The sequence below is a fragment of the Mesorhizobium sp. M0437 genome (assembly GCF_040321335.1).
In the GTDB taxonomy this organism is placed as follows: Bacteria; Pseudomonadota; Alphaproteobacteria; order Rhizobiales; family Rhizobiaceae; genus Mesorhizobium.
The window spans coordinates 167,501-186,782 of the sequence record NZ_JAMYRK010000006.1; the positions used below are offsets into that span (position 1 = coordinate 167,501).

Here is a 19,282-nt window from a genome sequence, read left to right on the forward strand (position 1 = left end):
ACGGAAAGACCCCGTGCACCTTTACTATAGCTTTACATTGGCATTCGTAGTGGCATGTGTAGGATAGGTGGTAGGCTTTGAAACCTGGGCGCCAGCTCAGGTGGAGCCATCCTTGAAATACCACCCTTATCACTATGGATGTCTAACCGCGGCCCGTTATCCGGGTCCGGGACAATGTATGGTGGGTAGTTTGACTGGGGCGGTCGCCTCCTAAAGAGTAACGGAGGCGCGCGATGGTGGGCTCAGAACGGTCGGAAATCGTTCGCTGAGTGCAATGGCATAAGCCTGCCTGACTGCGAGACTGACAAGTCGAGCAGAGACGAAAGTCGGTCATAGTGATCCGGTGGTCCCGCGTGGAAGGGCCATCGCTCAACGGATAAAAGGTACGCCGGGGATAACAGGCTGATGACCCCCAAGAGTCCATATCGACGGGGTTGTTTGGCACCTCGATGTCGACTCATCGCATCCTGGGGCTGGAGCAGGTCCCAAGGGTATGGCTGTTCGCCATTTAAAGCGGTACGTGAGTTGGGTTCAGAACGTCGTGAGACAGTTCGGTCCCTATCTGCCGTGGGTGTAGGAATATTGAAAGGATCTGTCCCTAGTACGAGAGGACCGGGATGGACGGATCTCTGGTGGACCTGTTGTGGCGCCAGCCGCATAGCAGGGTAGCTATATCCGGACGGGATAACCGCTGAAGGCATCTAAGCGGGAAACCCACCTTAAAACGAGTATTCCCTGAGAACCGTGGAAGACGACCACGTTGATAGGCCGGGTGTGGAAGAGCGGCAACGCTTGAAGCTTACCGGTACTAATAGTTCGATCGGCTTGATCGTTCTCATTCCTAATGCCCATTTCTGGTGACAATCCTTGGATTGCGCCGAGATGGATGGCACAGAAAACAGCTTCTCGAGCAACGTGCGTTTTGCCGACCTGGTGGTTATGGCGGAGCGGCTGCACCCGATCCCATTCCGAACTCGGCCGTGAAACGCTCCAGCGCTGATGGTACTTCGTCTCAAGACGCGGGAGAGTAGGTCGCTGCCAGGTCTGCCAAGCGCACGTTGTTTAATCTTCTCCTTACGAACAGGCCCGCCAACGGGATATCGGGCCGCGCAAGCGGCCCTTTCATTTGGCGGAAGCTTGAATCCAGTGAGCCAAGGCTTACTTCTAGGGTTGACGCGGGGTGGAGCAGCCCGGTAGCTCGTCAGGCTCATAACCTGAAGGTCACAGGTTCAAATCCTGTCCCCGCAACCAAATTCGAAAACGGCCCGCCTTGTGCGGGCCGTTTTCGTATGCGCTGAAGTACGGCGACAGGACACTTTAGCATTCCGCGGCCAATTTTTCGCGTATGTGCTCCGATCCACCTCTCATACGTCGGGCGAATGGCCGATCGGGATTTACGACGCGCCAAAAGGGCGCGCTGCCGTCTTGACTGATATGCACCAGGTGCCGCCGCACAGTCACTGGGCAGCAGGCGTCTGCTCCGTATTTTGCCGCGAGCTTACGTCGTAACTCTGCAAGGTCCGAAAAGTGGCCAGGTCCTGCAGCCCGGAGTTCGTCAGCGACCATTTTCTCGGTTGGGATCAGCATGCTCTGCGTAAGCGTCTTGCCTTTGCGTCGCGTTTTGACCACCGGCAATTCGCTCATAGTTCACCTCCAGGAACTCCCCTACAGAAGACGAACAAGGATGCCGCAATCCGACAGAATCTCGGATTGATTTGATTGCCGTGGCTCGAGGCCACAACCATGAACCCACAAAGACGTCTCCGGCCGGACACTTAGCAACCCGGACACTTAGCAACGAAGCCGACACAGCGGGACACCGAGGCAGATACTGTCCGCACGAATTCCTTGCAATGCACACGTCAAAATCCCCGCTTGCCTTATGGCGCCGGGGTGTTTGGCTCCGTGCTGCCCAACGGAACGGAACTCTACTTCTTCGCCCGACATGGCTCGAGCTGCAGCTCTAACCGGCATCGCGGTTGGTCAAGGCGATGTGGCAGCAGCCGGAACCGTGGCCCGCCGTCCAGGTGACGTTGTCGAAGCGCACTCCGGTGGCCTCGAACAGGCCGCGATCGAAGGCGCCGGCGATGCGGCAGAGCGTGGCGAGCTTCTCGTCATCGATGCCGGCTTCGACCCAGGCGTCCTTCAGCGGGCAGCGCCTGACCCTGAAGGCGATGCGGTCCGGGCCGCGTTCGACATCGGTCGGATACATGCGGCCGCCATCCGGGCTGACGGCCAGGAACGCCTCGCCGATCGCCGGTGCGTCGTTGGGGCCGAAATCGGCGAAGGCCGCCGCCGCAACCTCCCTGCCTCGCCGTTCGATGGTGCGGATCATGATCGCCTCAGCCTTTTCCGCGCCAACTTCCGCGGTCAGCTCGTCGAGCAACAGACGATAGAGATCGGCACGGTTGCGGAAGGCGGAATCGAGTTCGCGCGACAGTTTTTCGGCTCGGGCTTCGGCGTCGGTCATGATGCGTCCTGTTCGATCCTTGACAGTCTTGGCGCTGCCGCCACCAGCGCCTTGCCGATCGCGGATTGCGGCGCGTCGATGACGCTGCGGGCATCGCCGCTCTCGGCAATTCGCCCGGCGTCCAGAATGGCCATGCGGTGGGCGATGGCACGGACGACGCCGAGATCGTGCGAAATGAACAGATAGGCGATGCGCTCCTCGCGTTGAAGATCGAGCAGCAGTTGCAGGATCTGCGCGCGAACCGAAACGTCGAGCGCCGACACGGCCTCGTCGAGCACGATCAGCGACGGTTTCGTGGCAATGGCGCGGGCGATTGCAACGCGCTGGCGTTGGCCGCCGGAAATCTCGTGAATGGCGCGGCCGGCGAGACCGGGGCTGAGGCCGACGCGTTCCAGCAGAGCTGCAATTCGGCGCGGGCGCTCGGGGCCGGAGGCAATGTGATGGATGCGCAGAGGGTCGTCGAGCACACGCGCGACTGTGGCGCGTGGGTTCAAGGCGGCGAGCGGATCCTGAAACACCATCTGAAGACGGGCGCGCCGGCCGCGCAAGGCAGCGCCGTTCAGCGACAGGAAATCGCTGCCTTCAAATTCGATACTGCCGGTATCGAATTCGACGAGCCGGAGCACTAGACGAGCTATCGTCGACTTGCCGCTGCCGGAAGGTCCGGCCAGCGCCAGCGTCTCGCCGGGGTCGATGTGGAAGGAAACGTCGTCGACCGCGGCGATGGTCTTGCCGCCGCGACTGTATCGTTTGGTCAGGCCGGAAACGGCGAGCAGCGGACTGGTCATGTTCGCCGCAACAGCGGCTCGGCGTCGAAGCCGAGATGAGCGTCAAGCAGCACACGAGTGTATGCGTGACGCGGCGCATTGACGATTTGGGCTGTCGAATCGAGCTCGAGCAGCTCGCCATGCCGGAACACCGCTATGCGCTCTGCAAGCTCAGCGGCCAGCGCAATGTCGTGGCTGATGAACAGCAGCGTCATACCGTCCTCGGCCACCAGTCGCCGGATCAGCCCGACAATCTCGGCCTGCACGATGGTGTCCAGCGCACTGGTCGCCTCGTCGGCGACCAGCAGTTTCGGCCCGGCCGCAATCGCTGCGGCGATCGCCACGCGCTGCTTCTGGCCGCCGGAGAGCTGATGTGGAAAGGCAAGCAAAGCGACATCGGGGTCGGGCAGACGGACCCGTTCGAGCAGGGTTTTTGCCTTGGCATAGGCGTCTCGCCAACTGAGGCCGAGATGGGTGTAGGCGACTTCCGCGATCTGCTTGCCTATTGGCATCACCGGATCGAGACTTGCGGATGGGTCCTGGAAAATAAAGCCGATGTCACGGCCACCGATTGGAGCATGGTCGCGAAGACCGGCAGGTGCCTTGGCACCAAACATTGGTGGCGGGCGCAAGAGCCAATCGATACGGCCTTCGATCCTGGCGCTGGCCGGCAGCAGCCCGGCAATGGCTAGCGCCAGCGTGCTCTTGCCGGAACCGCTCTCGCCGATGATGGCAAAGCGCTCGCCGGCGGGGATGTCGAGGCTGACATTCTTTAGCGCCGCCACCTCGGCGCCGTCGCGGCGATAGGTCACCGTCAGACTGCGAATCGAAGCAAGCGCCGTCACGACAGGCTCCTCCTCATCGCCGTGGTCTCGACGACGCCTTCGCCGGTGAGATAGACGCCGAGCACGGTCAGCACGAGCGCTACGCCCGGAATGATCGACAGGAAGGGCGCGGTGCGCAGCACGGCGCGGCCTTCGGCGATCATGCCGCCCCAGGTTACGCGGTTGGGGTCGCCAAGGCCGAGGAAGGACAATGCCGCTTCGGTGAGAATCGCCGCGGCGACGATCACCGACGACAAAGCCATTACCGGCGGCAGCGCATTGGGGAGCACCTCGCGAAAGGCGATCTCCAGCGGATGCATGCCGATGACGCGGGCGCCGGCAACAAAATCGCGCTCGCGGATCGACAGCACTTCGGCGCGCGCCACGCGTGCCGGTCCGGTCCAGGCGCCCAGCGCGATCGCAGCGACGATGACGCCGAGCGACGGCCCGACGATGCTGACGAAAGCCAAAGCCAGCAGAAAGGCTGGGACGGTCTGGAAAGCGTCGGTGATGCGCATCAGCATCTCGTCGACAAGACCGCCGGCAAAGCCGGCCAACGTGCCGATCACGGCACCGACGGCAAGGGCGGCGGCGGCTGCTGCCAGCCCGACCGCCAGCGAGGTGCGGGCGCCGTGGAAAAGCTCGGCAAGCACGTTGCGGCCGAGGCGGTCGGTGCCGAGTGGCAACGACCAGTCCTGGAACGGCGGCAGCAACGCCGGCCCGGCAATCGCCTGCGGATCGCCGGGAAAGAACAAAGGTGCGGCAAGCGCCACGGCAAACAGCGCCGCCAGGATGACCGCGCCGGCGATCGCTTCCGGGGTCCGGAGAAAGCGGCGAAGCGGGCTCACGCGCCGGCCTCACTGGCGCCGACGCGCGGATCGAGGAAGGCGTAGGCGATGTCGACGAGAAGGTTGATGATGACGACCAGGACAGCGCTGGTGAGAATAATGCCGAGCAGTAGTGGGGTATCCCGCGCGGCCACCGCTTCCTGCGCCAGCCGGCCGAGGCCGGGGACGGAAAAGACGCTCTCGATGACGACGCTGCCGCCCAGCATTTGCGCCGACTGCAGGCCGAACATGGTGACCAGCGGCAACAGCGCGTTACGGGCGACGTGAGCGAGCACGATGCGACGGCGGGAAAGTCCCCTGGCACGGGCGGCCAGCACAAAGTCCTGCCGCCACACCTCGGCCATGCCGGCGCGCATCATGCGCAGATAGAGCGCGAGATAAATGAAGCCGAGCGCCGAAACCGGCAGGACGAGATGGCGGGCGATGTCGGCGGCGCGATCGAGGCCGCTCTTGGCCGAGGCGATACTCTCGATGCCGCCGATCGGAAACCAGCGCAGGTCGACGGCGAAGACAATGATCAGCACAAGCCCGAGCCAGAAGCCCGGCACGGCATAGAGCGCCAGCGAACCGATGGACAGGAAGCGATCGCGGAAGCTGCCGGGTCTGGCGCCGGCATAGATGCCGAGAGCCGAGCCGAGGCCGAAGGAGAGCGCCGTGGCGCTCCCCATCAACAGCAGCGTGTTGGGCAGGCGCTCGAGGATGACATCGCGGATCGGCCGCGAAAAGCTGACCGATTGGCCGAGATCGAGATGCAGCAGCGCCCAAAGGTAATTGGCGAGCCGTGTCAGCTCCGACTGGTCGAGCCCCCAGCGGTGACGCAACAGCTCGATCATGCCGGCGTCGCCTCCGGTCGAGACGATGTAGGCATCGACCGCGTCGCCGGGAGCGGCTTCGAGCAACAGGAACGTGCCGATGACGACAATCAGCAGCACGAAGATGCTGCCGACGAGACGGCGGCGAAGGAGGATGACGGCGCGGGTCATGGCGCAACGCCGATAGGAGAGCCAAGTCTTCGGTGCCGCGCTTTACGGCGCCCCCCTCTGTCCTGCCGGACATCTCCCCCACAAGGAGGGAGATTGGCAGTTTCGGCGATGCCGGCCGTCTTGCAACGCTGGAGATTGGCGAAAGCGACAATGACAGCCGATCTCCCCGCTCGTGGGGGAGATGCCAAGTGGTGGCAAAGAGGGCAGGACAGAGGGGGGCGCGAAAAAGCTCTCATCGCTGAAGCTGAGCACCCACACAAGCGGCACGCAAGTCTGGAGAGACTTCCTTACCCCGCGAGCCAAGTGTCCGCCCAGTTCGATACTGCCCAGCGCGGGTTGTTAGCGATGTTGTTGACCGTATCGCGGGCGACGCTGATGAAACTCCATTCGGCGACGTTGATCAGCGGCAGGTCGGCGGCAACTTTTCTCTGGAACTCCTTGTAGAGTTCGGTGCGGGCGGCGGTGTCGAGCGTCTCCGATGCCTTGGCGATCAGGGCGTCGAGATCGGCATTCTTGTAGCCACCCTGGTTGGAGAAGGGCACGCCGTCGGGAATACCGCTCTGCACCAGGATGGTGGTCGAGATCGCCGGATCGCCGCGGAACACCGGCGGCCCGACCGCAAGGTCGAAGGCGTGGTCGGTGTAAACCGCCTTGATGTGCGCGGCAGAGTCGTTGTTGACCAGCTGGGCGTCGATGCCAATGACGGCGAGCGCCTGGCGCAGATAGTCGCCGAACTGCTTGGTTTCGTTGAAGTAAGGCGCCGGCAGCAATCTCAGTGAAAAGCGCTTGCCGTCATCGCCCCGGCTGTAGCCGGCCTCGTCAAGCAAGGCGTTGGCCTTGGCAACGTCGAAGGCGTAGGTCGGCACGTCGGCGGTGTAGAATTGCGGGTCGTTTTTCGGCACCGGGCCAGTGGCGGTGGCGGCATAGCCAAGGAATACCGTCTTGACGGCGAAATCCTTGTCGATGGCGTGAGCGATCGCCTGGCGTACTTTCAGGTCGGCCAGCTCCTTGCGGCGATGATTGATCTCGACGACGAGCTGGTAGGTCAGCCCTTCATAACCCTTGGTGATCACCTTGAGACCGGGCACTTTGGAGATGCGGTCGAGATCGGCCAGGGGCACGGCGGAGAAGGCGGCGAGCTGGATCTCTTCGGCTTCCAGGGCGCTGGCCGCCGACGTGCGGTCCGGCAGCACCTGATAGATGATCTCGTCGAGATAGGGCTCGTCCTTGCCCCAATAGTCGGTGTTCTTCTCCAGCCGGTAATATTCGCCGGGCTTGTGTTCGGCAAATTTGAACGGTCCGGTGCCGACCGGGGCGTTGTTGGCCGGGTTGTCCTCGATCTTTCCGGTCTCGTAGATGTGCTTGGGCACCACGCTGCTCAGCGCCGGCAAGGCGTTGCGGATCAGCTGGAACGGTGTCGGCTTGGCGAATTTGAACACGGCGGTGGTTTCGTCCGGCGTGTCGACGGCCTCCAGATCCTTGAACACGGTGCGGCCGAGATTCTGCAGCGGCTTCCAGACCTGCAGTGCCGAGAAGGCGACATCGGCTGAGGTGAATGGCTTCCCATCATGCCATTTGACGCCCTCGCGCAGTTTGAACGTCACCGCCATGCCGTCGGCGGCACCTTCCCAGCTGAGCGCCAGGCGCGGATCGAGCCCGTCCTTGCCGCCGAAGGAGGCCTCGGCCAAGGTTTCCACGATCTTGCTCGAGATGAAGAAGACGCCGTTCGAGGCGACAATCGCCGGATTGAGATTGCGCGGCTCGGAATCGGCGGCGACAACCAGTCGTCCACCCTTTCTCGGCGTCTGCGCCGAGCCGATCGTCGGCATGGCGGTGGAGGCCAACAGCAACGCCGAACCGGCCAGCATTGTACGTCTGGAAATGGTGAACTCTGGCATGATCGAACTCCGTCCTCTCCGCGGACCCAGCCGGGTCCGCCGTACCCCTCGGACGCTCGTAAGCATCCTGCAAAGCTGATTATGGGCCTTGTGCGGGGTTTCGCCAAAGACGGAATTGGCGCATCTCTACGTGGCTTTGAAATTTCCGTCCGCTGGACCAGTTGTACAGAAAACGGTTCGACGCGCGGTTCTAGCAGGACCAGACTGGAGTAAAGTGCAGCAGGTGGAGCAGCTTTTGGGGCTGGTTCGCCCGTTCTGGCTGGACCAGATCGGGCAAAATGATGCACATTTAAGCATAGCCGAGGTTCAGAGCCGGAAAAGCCGGTGCCGGCGAGCGGCCGGCTAAGGGATTTCAGGGAGAGAGACATGAACATTGCCCCAGGCAAGAATGCCGTCGGCAGCGTGCCGTTCGACCAGGCCAGGGTGGACGGGCTGATGGAGGAGGCCGGCATCGACGTGCTGCTCGCCACTTCCAAGCACAACACGCAATATCTGCTTGGCGGCTACAAGTTCATCTTCTTCGCCGCCATGGATGCAATCGGCCACAGCCGTTATCTGCCTGTCGTTGTCTATGAGAAAGGTGGGCCGGAGCATGCCGCCTATATCGGCAACCGCATGGAAGGCGGCGAGCACCAGAATCATCCGTTCTGGACGCCGACACTGCATGCCGCCTGCTGGGGTACGCTCGATGCCGCCAATCTGGCGGTCGAGCATTTGCGAAAGATCACCAAGGGCAATGCCCGCATCGGCATCGAGCCCGCCTTCCTGCCGTCCGACGCCTATATGCTGATCCGCAACGCGCTGCCGGATGCCAAGCTGATCGATGCGACTGATATGCTGGAGCGCATGCGGGCAATCAAAACCGAGGCGGAGCTGGAAAAGCTGCGCATCGCTTCGGAGCTGATCACCGATTCCATGCTGGCGACCATCGGCTGGGCACGCGAAGGCACGACAAAGAGCGAGATCATCGAACATCTCAGGCGCGAGGAGACCAATCGCGGCGCGCATTTCGAATATTGCCTGTTAACGCTAGGCTCCAGCCACAACCGCGCAGCCTCGCCGCAGGCGTGGAAACGGGGCGAAGTGATGTCGATCGATTCCGGCGGCAACTACCACGGCTATATCGGCGATCTTTGCCGCATGGGCGTGCTGGGCGACCCTGACGCCGAACTCGAGGATCTGCTGGCCGAGATCGAGACAGTGCAGCAGGCGGCCTTCTCCAAGGTCAAGGCGGGCACGCTGGGCGGTGACATGATTTCTCATGCCGAAGGCGTTCTGAAGAAATCCAAGGTTGCGGCCTATACTGATTTTTTCGCGCATGGCATGGGGCTGATCACGCATGAAGCGCCGTTCCTGATGACCAACCATCCGGTGACATATGAAGGCACCTATGCCGCAAAGCCGCTGGAGAAGAACATGGTGCTTTCGGTCGAGACGACCATGCTCCACCCGACGCGCGGCTTCATCAAGCTGGAGGACACGGTGGCGGTGACCGATGCCGGCTACGTCATGTTCGGCGATCGGGGCCGGGGCTGGAACAGGGGCGGGGGCGGCTTAGGCGCTGGTACCTAGCCCGTTCTTGAGATTACCTCGTTCGAGCAAACAATTGGTCACACCAGCGAGCATTTGCCGATATGGAACGCGAACTGCCCAAGCAGGTCTTTATCGACGGGTGCGAGCAGATCTCCATGGAGTTCGAACCGATTGGGTTCCGCTTTGCGAAAAGCGGTCCTCATGCGAGTCGTCGGGCCGGCGACTGGGCATTCAAAATCTCCTTTCAATCAAACTATCTGAACGTCGGCGGCGAGTACGTCGAACTCGTCGTGCATGCGTCGGTCTACAGCAAGGCAATAAAGGAGTGGGACGAGCGAAGCGCTTGGCCCGCCAGTGTCAGCGATTGGGTCGCCGGTGGACAGCTTGGCAATTTGCGAACCCCGCATCATTGGCGGACATGGAACATCGCAAACCCGCATACCCGCCAGGCTGAAATCGCGAACATCGTTGCCAACATCCAAACGACTGTCCTGCCGCTCTTCGAACGTTTCGACGTTCCGCGCAAACTAGCCGAACAGGTCGCATGTTCTGAAGTTCCGGGCTTCATGTTCCCTGAAATGCTGTTCGATTTGTACTCTGGCAGCTTGGTCCGGAGGCAGCGGAAAACTGTTTGTCCTATTGGGTGGCGCGCTTACCTTCGCCGGATGCTTTCCGATCAGAGCGCGATGTCCCCACTTTGCCGGATAGGCTCGCTCTGGGAAGCGATACTAACAACCTAGCAAGGGTCGCTCGTGCGATGAAGATTGGCCTCAGCCTGTGACATTATCTGCCCGGCGGATCAACCTGAAATCCGGCAACTCCCGCAATGCCAGTTCCGGCCCTGCCGGCGAATAGACGACGAAAAGCTGCATGGCCGCATCGCCGGTATTGAGCGTCGAGTGGAAGCGGCTTTCCGGCACATAGATGGTGCAGCCGGGGCCGACTTTCTCGACGACCGGGTTGCCTTTCTCGTCTTCGACCATCTGCTCGCCATTGCCTGAGATGACAAAGATGATCTCCTCCGCACCCGGATGGTTATGACGCGTATGGCCTTTGCCTGACGGTAGGTCGACGACACCACCGGAAAATCGCTTTGCGCCGTTCACTTCGGGAGCGACCGTCAGCGACAGCCTGCCCCAGTCGAAGCCGAAGGCGCTGACGTCTTTTGGATATACGAATACCTTGCTGTTCTCCGTCATCGTTCCACCCTTCTGTTTGCTGGTCTCTACGCAGCGCCGAACGTGACCGCCTTGAAATCCGCCGTCTGCCTGGCGATTGAGGCTTCCGCCGGCAGCCGCTCCATCGAACTGGCGCCATAGAACCCGTGCAGGCCCTTGCAGCGCTCGAGAACATATCTGGCGTCGTCCGGCATCGAGATCGGCCCGCCATGGCAAAGCAGGATCATATCCTCGCGCACTGAGCGTGCCGCTTTGGCGATGGCGTCGATCTCGCTCACACAGTCGTCCAGCGATTTAGCCGATGTCGCGCCAATCGAGCCGCCGGTGGTCACCCCCATATGGGCGACGACGATGTCGGCGCCAGCTGTTGTCATGGCGCGCGCCTCGTCTGCGTTGAAGACATAGGGCGTGGTCAACAGGTCGAGTTTGTGAGCCTCGGCGATCATGTCGACCTCGAGCCCGAAGCCCATGCCGGTTTCTTCAAAACTCTGCCGCATCTGGCCGTCGAACAGGCCGATAGTCGGAAAGTTCTGCACACCGGAAAAACCCATCGTCTTCAACTCGGCCAAAAGCAGCGGCATGATGACGAAGGGATCGGTGCCGTTGACGCCGGCCAGCACCGGCGTCTTCTTCACTACCGGCAGCACTTCGTAGGCCATTTCCTTGACGATCTCGTTGGCGTTGCCATAGGCGAGCAGGCCGGCGGCCGAGCCGCGCCCGGCCATGCGGTAGCGGCCCGAATTGTAGATGATGATCAGGTCGATGCCGCCGGCTTCCTCTGCCTTGGCCGACAGGCCGGTGCCGGCACCGCCGCCGACGATCGGCACGCCGTCCGCGATCATCTTGCGGAATTTCTCCAGGATTTTCTTGCGCGGTATGGCGGCCATGTCTTGGTGTCTCACTGTCTGGCGATGTCGAGGAAGGCCGTTGTGGCAGCCCAGGCGAATTCGGGGTCGTTGATATGAAGCGGCAAACGCAGCACGCGCCGCGTTTTGGCGGGTTTGATGGTACGCTCGATCGCCTCGAACAAAGCGGCATCGGCTTCAGGGTCGAAGAAGGCGCCGCCTTCAATGTCGAGCGCCGACACGCCTTTCTCCGGAATGAGGAAACGAACCGGACCCTGGCAGAGGCTCAGCCTTGTACCGATCCATTCGCCGATCGTTCTGCTTTCGTCGGCAGTGGTGCGCATCAGTGTGACGTTTGGATTGTGCTCATAGAACAGCCGGCCGCGATAGCGTTCCGGAATTGTCGGCGGCGCCCAGAAATTGACCATGTCGAGCGCGCCGACCGAGCCGACATAAGGCAGCCCGGTGCGGGCGATGGCGCCAAAGCGATCCTCGGTCGCCGGCAGCACGCCGCCAAACAGCAAGTCGCAGACTTCGGTCGTTGTGATGTCGATGACGCCGGACAACAGGCCGCTGTCGGCCAATTTTTCCATGGTGCGGCCGCCGGTGCCGGTGGCATGAAAGACCATGCAGTCATAAGTCGAACGAAGCTCATCGGCGATCGCGGTCACGCATGGCGTGGTGACGCCGAACATGGTGAGGCCGACGGACGGTTTGCCGTCGGGCGGCGGCGCCGGCTTTGTCGCCATGCCTGATATCGCCTGGGCGGCATTGTGCAGCACGACACGCGAAAGCCGGTTGAGGCCGGCCATGTCGGTCACCGACGGCATCATGACGATGTCAGAGACGTCGACATAAGGCGCGGTGTCACCCGAGGCCAACGTCGAAACCATGATCTTGGGCAGACCGAGCGGCAGCGTGCGCATGCCTGCGGTGATGATCGAGGTGCCGCCACCGCCGCCAATGCCGATAATCCCGGCAATATCGTTGCGCGACTGGACAAACCGGGCAAAGGCGGCAGCCATCGCCGCCACCGCGGTGCCGCGATCGTCGACGCCGAGCACGGCATTGCGACCCTCGGAATGGTGGCTGGCGACCTCGTCTGCCGAAACATCGACCGGCACGGTCGCGCCGCGTGTTCCGATGTCGACACGGGCAATCGAAGCGCCGGTAGCCGCGACCGCATCGGCCAGAAATGCGAGTTCCTCGCCCTTGGTGTCGGCGGTGCCCACCACATAGATGCGCTTCATCGCGTTTCCCCGGTCTTGGGCGTGCTCGGCGCTGCGGCCCCTTTTTGCCCGGCCGTTCGACGGCGCGAAGGGCCATTGCAATTTTTTGAGACACGCGTATCGTATTGACATGAATGTCTCACGTCAACAAGCGGCAATGGACAACGGTGCCAGCCAAGGGCCGAACCCCCAAGTAGAGCGCGGGGCCCGCGCGCGCACCAGGCGTCTCATGCTTGAGACGGCGACAAAGCTGATGCAGGCGGGCGCCACGCCCTCCGTCAGCGAGGTGGCGGAGGCAGCGGAGGTCTCGCGCGCCACCGCCTATCGGTATTTTCCGAGCCAAGCGGCGTTGGTGCAGGCGGTGGTCGATGAGGGGCTTGGGCCGATCCTTACGTGGAAATCGAGCTCTGCCGATCCCGAGCGCCGGGTCGCCGAGCTGTTCGAGACCGCCATGCCGCGCATCGAGGTCTTCGAAGCGACGTTCAAGGCGGCGCTGAAACTGTCGCTCGACCAGTGGGCGCAGCGACAGGCAGGCACGCTTGACGGCGAACCTGCCTTCACGCGCGGCCATCGCGTCGATCTTTTGAAAGATGCGATCGCGCCACTCAAAGGCCGGTTGCCGCCGCGCGAATTCAAGCGGCTCGCGCAGGCGCTGTCATTGATCTTCGGTGTTGAGGTGCTGATCGTTTTAAAGGATATATGGGGATTGGATAGCCGCAGTATGATGTCGGTTGCGCAATGGGCGGCCGGCGCTCTTGTGCGCGCGGCTATGACCGAATCGATGATTGAAGGAGATGGGATCGCGCCGACGACCGCCGTGAGATGACGCCAATCTGGTTCGACCAGATTTTCAAGCTGGCTATTCATGCTACTAGCGATGCAGCGGCCCAAGTAAGGCATTCATGTATCAAGGAGTAGGAAAATTCAGGGAAAACAGGCAGATATCGCAGAAGCCAACTTGTCTGCGTGTCCGCCACCGTCCAAGAAAGGGCTTGACGTTCCTCTTAAATTGGTAATACCAGATCAGGACAAATAAAGCGGATCAAAGGTGAAGGCTGAGATCCGTTTCCGTCGAGCGAGGAGGCTCACAGACCGAAACGGTGCCGTCACGGGAGGACTACCAGGGCCGGCCTCGATGCCGGTTCTCATGAACGGTAGAATGCGCACAAGGGAGGAAATCATTATGCGCAAGACAATGACCAGCTTGCTTGCTGGTATCGGCCTAGTGCTCGCCTGCGGAACGTCCGTCTACGCGCAGGAAAAGGAACTTACAATCTTCTGGGCGGAATGGGATCCGGCCAATTACCTGCAGGAACTCGGCAACGAGTACGAGAAGGAAACCGGCGTCAAGATCACGGTGGAAACCACACCGTGGCCCGACTTCCAGACCAAGGCCTTCACCGAGTTCAACGCCCATGGCGACGCCTACGATATGGTCGTCGGCGACTCGCAATGGCTTGGTGCTGGCTCGACCGGTGGCCACTATGTCGACCTGACCGACTTCTTCAACAAGCACAAGGTCGGTGAAGTGATGGCACCGGCCACGGTGAAATACTATGCCGAATATCCGGGCGGCAGCAGCAAGTACTGGGCCATTCCGCTCGAAGGCGACGCCGTCGGCTGGTCCTATCGCAAGGACTGGTTCGAAGACCCCAAGGAAAAGGAAGCCTTCAAGGCCAAGTATGGCTACGATCTCGACGTGCCGAAGGATTTCAAGGCGCTACGCGACATCGCCGAATTCTTCTACCGGCCGGACCAGAAAAAATACGGCATCGCCATCTACACCGACAATTCCTATGACGCGATGGCGATGGGCTTCGAAAACGCGCTGTTCTCCTTCGGCGGCGAGCTGGGTGACTATAAGACCTACAAGGTCGATGGCTTCATCAACTCCGACAAGGCGATCGCGGCGCTCGACGCCTACAAGGAACTCTACAAGTTCACGCCTCCGGGCTGGGCCAAGTCGTTCTTCGTCGAGGACAACCAGGCGATCACTGAAAACCTGGCCGCGATGAGCATGAACTACTTCGCGTTCTTCCCCTCGTTGATCAACGAGGCGTCGAACCCGAACGCCAAGAACACCGGCTTCTTCGCCAATCCAGCCGGACCTGGCGGCGACCAGTTCGCCGCACTCGGCGGTCAGGGCATCTCCATCGTTTCCTACTCGCAGAAGCAGGAAGAGGCGACGAAGTTCCTGGAATGGTTCATCAAGGACGAGACCCAGAAGAAATGGGCAGCGCTTGGCGGCTACACCTGCAGTGCCGCCGTGCTCAAGTCGCCCGAATTCCAGAACGCCACGCCCTACAACAAGGCGTTCTACGAGACCATGTTCAAGGTCAAGGACTTCTGGGCGGTTCCGGAATACGCGGAACTGCTGCAGCAGCTTAACCAGCGCATCTATCCTTACATGATCGGCGGCGAAGGCACCGCCAAGGAGACGCTGGACGCACTGGCAGCCGACTGGAACGCGACCTTCAAGAAATACGGCCGCGGCCAATAAGTATGAAGTTTCACGGAGGGGGCGTTCGTGCCTCCTCCGTTTCTTTTTCTGATTTTTGAACCGGGAGCAGAGTCTTGGCGACCACGATGATCACCACGCTGGACAGGTCCTCGCGGGCCGCCGCTCGCGGTCTAAGCGACATTTCGATCCGCAATCTCTTCATCATCCCGACGATCCTGTTTCTGATCGTCTTCAACATCTTCCCGCTGATCTATTCGCTGGGCTATTCGTTCACCGATTTCCGCGCCTCGACCAGCGCGGCGGCGAATTTCGTCGGGCTGCAAAACTATCGCGACCTGCTCAGCGATCCCTATGTCTGGTCCAACTTCGCCATCACCGCAAAATACGTCATCATCTCGGTCGCCGGCCAGCTGCTCGTCGGCTTCGGCGTGGCCATGCTGCTCAATCGCGACATTCCGCTCAAGGGCCTGCTGACGACGCTCCTGTTGTTGCCGATGATGCTGTCGATGGCCGTCGTCGGCCTGTTCTGGAAGCTGCTCTACGATCCGTCCTTCGGCATCATCAATTATGCGCTGGGCCTCGGCACCTTCGAATGGCTGTCGAATCCGAAAATGGCGCTCTATGCGGTCGCGCTGACCGACATCTGGATGTGGTCGCCCTTCGTCATGCTGTTGTCGCTGGCCGGCCTGTCGGCCGTGCCCAAGCATCTCTACGAGGCAGCCGCGATCGACAGGGCCGGGCCGTTCTACACCTTCTTCCGCATAACGCTGCCGCTGGTTGCGCCGATCCTGATGATCGCGGTCATCTTCCGCACCATGGAGGCGTTCAAGACCTTCGACCTCGCCTACATCCTGACCAGCCAGCCGACGGCCGAGCTGATCTCGATCCGGCTCTACAAGATGGCGTTCCAGGAATGGCAGACCGGGCGTTCCTGCGCGCTCGCCTACATCGTGCTGATCATGGTGCTGGCGATCACCAACATCTATGTCAAATACCTCAACAAGGTGAAGGAGCGCTGAGATGGCCGCAGTCCGCACTTCTTCCGAAATCACCTTCAACCGGGTCGCCATCGTCGCTGTCCTGCTGGTGACGATCATCTTCCTGGCGCCGATCTACTGGATCGCCTCGACGGCGTTCAAGCCGCGCAACCTCGCCACCACCATTCCGCCGACGGTGGTTTTCCAGCCGGAGATATCGCCCTTCGTCAAGTTGTTCACCAAGCGTTCGCAGTTGCGCAGCCCGCCGTCGCCGGAGGAGTACGCGGCTGCGCCGTGGTGGGAGCGAGTCGTCTTCAATGGGGGCGAAAAGATTGTGCGCGACGGCAAGGGCCAGGTGCAGTGGTCGGGCTATCCGAGCCGTTTCATGAATTCACTGATCGTTGCCATAACCTCGACCGTCCTGGCCGTCGGCATGGGCACCTTCACCGCCTATGGGTTCTCGCGCTTCAAGGTAAAAGGCGAGGCGGACCTACTGTTCTTCATCCTGTCGACACGCATGCTGCCGCCGGTGGTCGTCGCCATTCCGATGTTCCTGATGTACCGGGCGGTCGGCCTCAACGATTCCCATATCGGCTTGATCATCCTTTACACCGCCTTCAACCTGTCCTTCTCGGTGTGGCTGATGAAAGGCTTCATGGACGAGATCCCCAAGGAGTATGAGGAGGCGGCCCTCGTCGACGGCTATACGCGTATGGAGGCCTTCTTCAAGATCGTGCTGCCCGAGGCCGCCACCGGCATCGCCGCCACCGCCGTGTTCTGCTTTATCACGGCGTGGAACGAATATGCCTTCGCACTGATCATGACCAGCCGCCGTGCCCAGACAGCACCGCCCTTCATCCCCAGCCAGGTCGGTTCCGGCCTGCCGGACTGGACGGTGATTGCCGCCGGAACCTTCCTGTTCCTGCTGCCGGTCGCGATCTTCACCTTCCTGCTCCGTAATCACCTGTTGCGCGGCATGTCGTTTGGAGCGATCCGCAAATGAGCTTTCGCGAGATCAACCAGAAATATCTCGAACCGGGCAGCCAGGTGCTGATGGTGCTCGGTATCATCGCGCTCTGCCAGCCGTGGAACATGCTGCTGCACAGCTATGGCGTGACCATCATCCTGATCGGCCTGATCGGCTTCAACATCACCTCCAAGATCGCGCCGGAGGAGAAGGCCGGCACCGGGCAAGGGGCAAATCCGGGGGCACAGCATTGACCCAGATCGAGCTTCGAGGCGTCCAGAAATATTTCGGCGCCGTGCAGGTCATAAAGGACCTCAACCTGAAGATCGACGACAACGAGTTCATCGTGCTGCTCGGCCAGTCGGGCTGCGGGAAGACGACGACGCTCAGGGCGATTGCCGGGCTGGAGACGATCGACGGCGGCGACATCCTCATCGACGGCAAGCCGGTCCAGCACCTCAAGGCCGCCGATCGCGATATCGCCATGGTCTTCCAGTCGTTCTCGCTCTATCCGCATATGAGCGTCTATGAGAACATCGCCTTTCCGCTCAGGGCGACGCGCAAGAGCAAGGCCGAGATCGACAGCGAGGTGCGCTCGGTCGCCAAGACGCTGCAGATCAGCGATCTCCTCGCCAAGAAACCGTCGGCGCTGTCGGGCGGCGACATGCAGCGCGTGGCGATCGGCCGAGCCTTGGTGCGGCGGCCGAAGGCGATGCTGATGGACGAGCCGATCGGGGCGCTCGATGCCAAGCTGCGCGAGGAGATGCGGGCCGAGATCAAGCGGCTGCACATCAAGCAGGGCTCGACCAGCATCTACGTCACCCACGACCAGATCGAGGCGATGAGCCTCGCCGACCGCATCGTCATCATGCATGAAGGTGTGCTGCAGCAGGTTGGCTCGCCGGACGAGGTCTATTCGCATCCGGCGAACCTTTTCGTCGCGCAATTTGTAGGCAGCCCGGTGATGAACGTCGCCGACGCTTCGGTGACCGAGAAAGCCTCGTCGGCCTCGGTCACCGTCGGCGATGCGGCCGCCGGTTTCGAATTCCCGCGCGCCTTGCTGTCGAAGCTCAACGGCCATGCCGGCGGCCAACTCGCGCTCGGCATCCGGCCGGAAGGCGTCCTCGTCCGCCGCGAAGCAGCCGAAGGGTTCTTGCCGGTGGAGACGCAGATCGTCGAGCCGCTCGGCTCCTTCGACATCGTCGACCTCAAGGTCGGCTCCAAGATGCTGCGTGCGCGCACCAAGAGCGGCTTCATCGGCGGCCCCGGCGAAAGAGTCTTCGTCAGAATCGATCCCGGCCAGGCGCATTTCTTCGACACGGCGAGCGGCAAATCGCTGGGAGTGAGACTCTGATGGCCCACATCCAGCTCAAGAACATCTCGAAGAAATTCGGCAACCACACCGCCTTGACCGGGCTCGATCTCGACATCGCCGATGGCGAGTTCTTCGTCCTGCTCGGCGAGACCGGCGCCGGCAAGACGACGACGCTGCGCATGATTGCCGGCCTGGAAAAACCGAGCGAAGGTCAGGTCTTGATCGACGGCGTCGATGTCGCCGATTGGGGCGCGGCGGAGCGCGACGTGGCGCTGGTGCTGCAGCAATATTCACTCTACCCGCGCTATACCGTACGCCAAAACCTCGAATTTCCGCTGAAGCCGAAAATCCGCCGGCTGCCCGATGCCGAGATCAAGGATCGCGTCGACCGCGCCGCCAGGACGCTGCGGATCGAGCATCTACTCGACCGCAAGACCGACCGGCTTTCAGGCGGCGAGATGCAGCGCGTCTCGATCGGCCGCGCCATCGTGCGCAAGCCGAGGGTATTCCTGATGGATGAGCCGTTGTCGGCGCTCGACGCCAAATTGCGCGAAGCGCTGCGCATCGAATTGAAGAACCTGCAGATGCAGCTTGGCGCCACCTTCCTGTTCGTGACGCACGATCAGATCGAGGCGATGTCGATGGGTGACAAGGTCGGCGTGCTCAACCATGGCCGCATCGTCCAGACCGGCACGCCGTACGAGATCTACAACAATCCGCGCGACACCTACGTGGCAAGCTTCGTCGGCTCGCCGCCGATGAACCTCATCGACGGCAAGCTTGTCAACGGACGTGCGGTGATGGCACCGCCGAATTTCGAATTGACGTTTTAGGGGGGTGCCAAGACTTCGGGGGGGCTAAAGACGGGCGCGGGCCCCCCCCCGCGCTCGCGGCCCGGGCGGTAGTGCAGCGGAGGCCTCCCTAAACAACGCACCCCCCCCCGCGCGGCTCCCCGACGGCCCCTGACACATAATAAAAAAATCAAGC

The 19,282-nt window shown here is 61.6% G+C and carries 17 protein-coding genes, 1 tRNA gene, 2 rRNA genes and 1 pseudogene (1 of these 21 only partly in view); 12 read left to right on the forward strand and 9 right to left on the reverse strand.

The annotated features are described in order from the left end of the window. The 3 genes from NKI72_RS06470 to NKI72_RS06480 form a co-directional block, all read left to right on the forward strand. Nucleotides 1–833, forward strand: a 23S ribosomal RNA gene (locus NKI72_RS06470); it begins 1,966 nt to the left of the window's first position. Nucleotides 834–929: 96 nt separating this feature from the next. Further along, nucleotides 930–1,044, forward strand: a 5S ribosomal RNA gene (rrf, locus tag NKI72_RS06475). Nucleotides 1,045–1,174: 130 nt separating this feature from the next. Further along, nucleotides 1,175–1,251: transfer RNA gene (locus tag NKI72_RS06480), tRNA-Met, on the forward strand. Between the two features lie 712 nt (nt 1,252–1,963). Here NKI72_RS06480 and NKI72_RS06485 read toward each other — a convergent pair. The 6 genes from NKI72_RS06485 to NKI72_RS06510 all read right to left on the reverse strand — a co-directional run bounded on the left by NKI72_RS06485 (nt 1,964) and on the right by NKI72_RS06510 (nt 7,790). After that, the gene (locus NKI72_RS06485; RefSeq protein ID WP_352474855.1) at nt 1,964–2,470 is read right to left on the reverse strand and encodes an L-2-amino-thiazoline-4-carboxylic acid hydrolase; all 507 of its coding nucleotides are present in this window, start codon (nt 2,468–2,470) and stop codon (nt 1,964–1,966) included. After that, the gene (locus tag NKI72_RS06490; protein ID WP_352474856.1) at nt 2,467–3,258 is read right to left on the reverse strand and encodes an ATP-binding cassette domain-containing protein; all 792 of its coding nucleotides are present in this window, start codon (nt 3,256–3,258) and stop codon (nt 2,467–2,469) included. The genes NKI72_RS06485 and NKI72_RS06490 overlap by 4 nt, the downstream gene beginning before the upstream one ends. Further along, entirely contained in the window at nt 3,255–4,082 is an 828-nt protein-coding gene (locus tag NKI72_RS06495) for an ABC transporter ATP-binding protein (protein WP_352834276.1), read from the reverse strand. The genes NKI72_RS06490 and NKI72_RS06495 overlap by 4 nt, the downstream gene beginning before the upstream one ends. Then, nucleotides 4,079–4,909 (reverse strand): ABC transporter permease, encoded by an 831-nt coding sequence (locus NKI72_RS06500; protein WP_352448411.1) that lies wholly within the window; start codon nt 4,907–4,909, stop codon nt 4,079–4,081. Before NKI72_RS06500 ends, NKI72_RS06495 begins: the two co-directional genes overlap by 4 nt. Next, nucleotides 4,906–5,892 carry an ABC transporter permease gene (locus tag NKI72_RS06505; RefSeq protein ID WP_352834279.1) on the reverse strand — a complete coding sequence of 329 codons (987 nt, stop codon included), beginning with the start codon at nt 5,890–5,892 and terminating at the stop codon, nt 4,906–4,908. Before NKI72_RS06505 ends, NKI72_RS06500 begins: the two co-directional genes overlap by 4 nt. A gap of 287 nt (nt 5,893–6,179) precedes the next feature. Continuing rightward, entirely contained in the window at nt 6,180–7,790 is a 1,611-nt protein-coding gene (locus tag NKI72_RS06510; RefSeq protein ID WP_352834282.1) for an ABC transporter substrate-binding protein, read from the reverse strand. A gap of 366 nt (nt 7,791–8,156) precedes the next feature. On the opposite strand from NKI72_RS06510, the gene NKI72_RS06515 reads away from it, so the two are divergent. Beyond that, nucleotides 8,157–9,362, forward strand: a complete 1,206-nt coding sequence (locus tag NKI72_RS06515) for a M24 family metallopeptidase (protein ID WP_352834285.1) — start codon at nt 8,157–8,159, stop codon at nt 9,360–9,362. A gap of 62 nt (nt 9,363–9,424) precedes the next feature. Then, on the forward strand, nt 9,425–10,063 hold the full coding sequence (locus NKI72_RS06520; RefSeq protein WP_352834288.1) for a DUF4304 domain-containing protein: 639 nt from the start codon (nt 9,425–9,427) through the stop codon (nt 10,061–10,063). A gap of 30 nt (nt 10,064–10,093) precedes the next feature. On the opposite strand, the gene NKI72_RS06525 is transcribed toward NKI72_RS06520, so the two are convergent. From NKI72_RS06525 to NKI72_RS06535, 3 genes are read right to left on the reverse strand one after another with little or no spacing between them, the layout of a single operon-like run. After that, nucleotides 10,094–10,522: a cupin domain-containing protein gene (locus NKI72_RS06525; RefSeq protein ID WP_352834291.1), complete on the reverse strand. Its 429-nt coding sequence runs from the start codon at nt 10,520–10,522 to the stop codon at nt 10,094–10,096. A 26-nt stretch (nt 10,523–10,548) separates the two neighbouring features. After that, nucleotides 10,549–11,388 (reverse strand): phosphoenolpyruvate hydrolase family protein, encoded by an 840-nt coding sequence (locus tag NKI72_RS06530; RefSeq protein ID WP_352474864.1) that lies wholly within the window; start codon nt 11,386–11,388, stop codon nt 10,549–10,551. An 11-nt stretch (nt 11,389–11,399) separates the two neighbouring features. After that, the gene (locus tag NKI72_RS06535) at nt 11,400–12,596 is read right to left on the reverse strand and encodes a Tm-1-like ATP-binding domain-containing protein (RefSeq protein ID WP_352539466.1); all 1,197 of its coding nucleotides are present in this window, start codon (nt 12,594–12,596) and stop codon (nt 11,400–11,402) included. A gap of 109 nt (nt 12,597–12,705) precedes the next feature. On the opposite strand from NKI72_RS06535, the gene NKI72_RS06540 reads away from it, so the two are divergent. The 7 genes and pseudogenes from NKI72_RS06540 to NKI72_RS06570 all read left to right on the forward strand — a co-directional run. Beyond that, nucleotides 12,706–13,401 (forward strand): TetR/AcrR family transcriptional regulator, encoded by a 696-nt coding sequence (locus NKI72_RS06540; protein WP_502895683.1) that lies wholly within the window; start codon nt 12,706–12,708, stop codon nt 13,399–13,401. A 357-nt stretch (nt 13,402–13,758) separates the two neighbouring features. Continuing rightward, nucleotides 13,759–15,075, forward strand: a complete 1,317-nt coding sequence (locus tag NKI72_RS06545) for an ABC transporter substrate-binding protein (RefSeq protein ID WP_352448404.1) — start codon at nt 13,759–13,761, stop codon at nt 15,073–15,075. Between the two features lie 74 nt (nt 15,076–15,149). Next, nucleotides 15,150–16,055, forward strand: a complete 906-nt coding sequence (locus NKI72_RS06550; protein WP_254816733.1) for a carbohydrate ABC transporter permease — start codon at nt 15,150–15,152, stop codon at nt 16,053–16,055. Nucleotide 16,056: 1 nt separating this feature from the next. Beyond that, complete coding sequence (locus NKI72_RS06555) at nt 16,057–17,016, forward strand: carbohydrate ABC transporter permease (RefSeq protein ID WP_292661213.1); 960 nt, start codon at nt 16,057–16,059, stop codon at nt 17,014–17,016. Then, nucleotides 17,013–17,234, forward strand: a complete 222-nt coding sequence (locus tag NKI72_RS06560; RefSeq protein WP_352474866.1) for a hypothetical protein — start codon at nt 17,013–17,015, stop codon at nt 17,232–17,234. The genes NKI72_RS06555 and NKI72_RS06560 overlap by 4 nt, the downstream gene beginning before the upstream one ends. After that, the gene (locus NKI72_RS06565; protein WP_352474867.1) at nt 17,231–18,334 is read left to right on the forward strand and encodes an ABC transporter ATP-binding protein; all 1,104 of its coding nucleotides are present in this window, start codon (nt 17,231–17,233) and stop codon (nt 18,332–18,334) included. Before NKI72_RS06560 ends, NKI72_RS06565 begins: the two co-directional genes overlap by 4 nt. Next, a pseudogene (locus NKI72_RS06570) lies at nt 18,334–19,095 on the forward strand (ABC transporter ATP-binding protein); the annotation flags it as partial. The gene NKI72_RS06565 and the pseudogene NKI72_RS06570, both read left to right, overlap by 1 nt. Between the last annotated feature and the right edge of the window lie 187 nt (nt 19,096–19,282).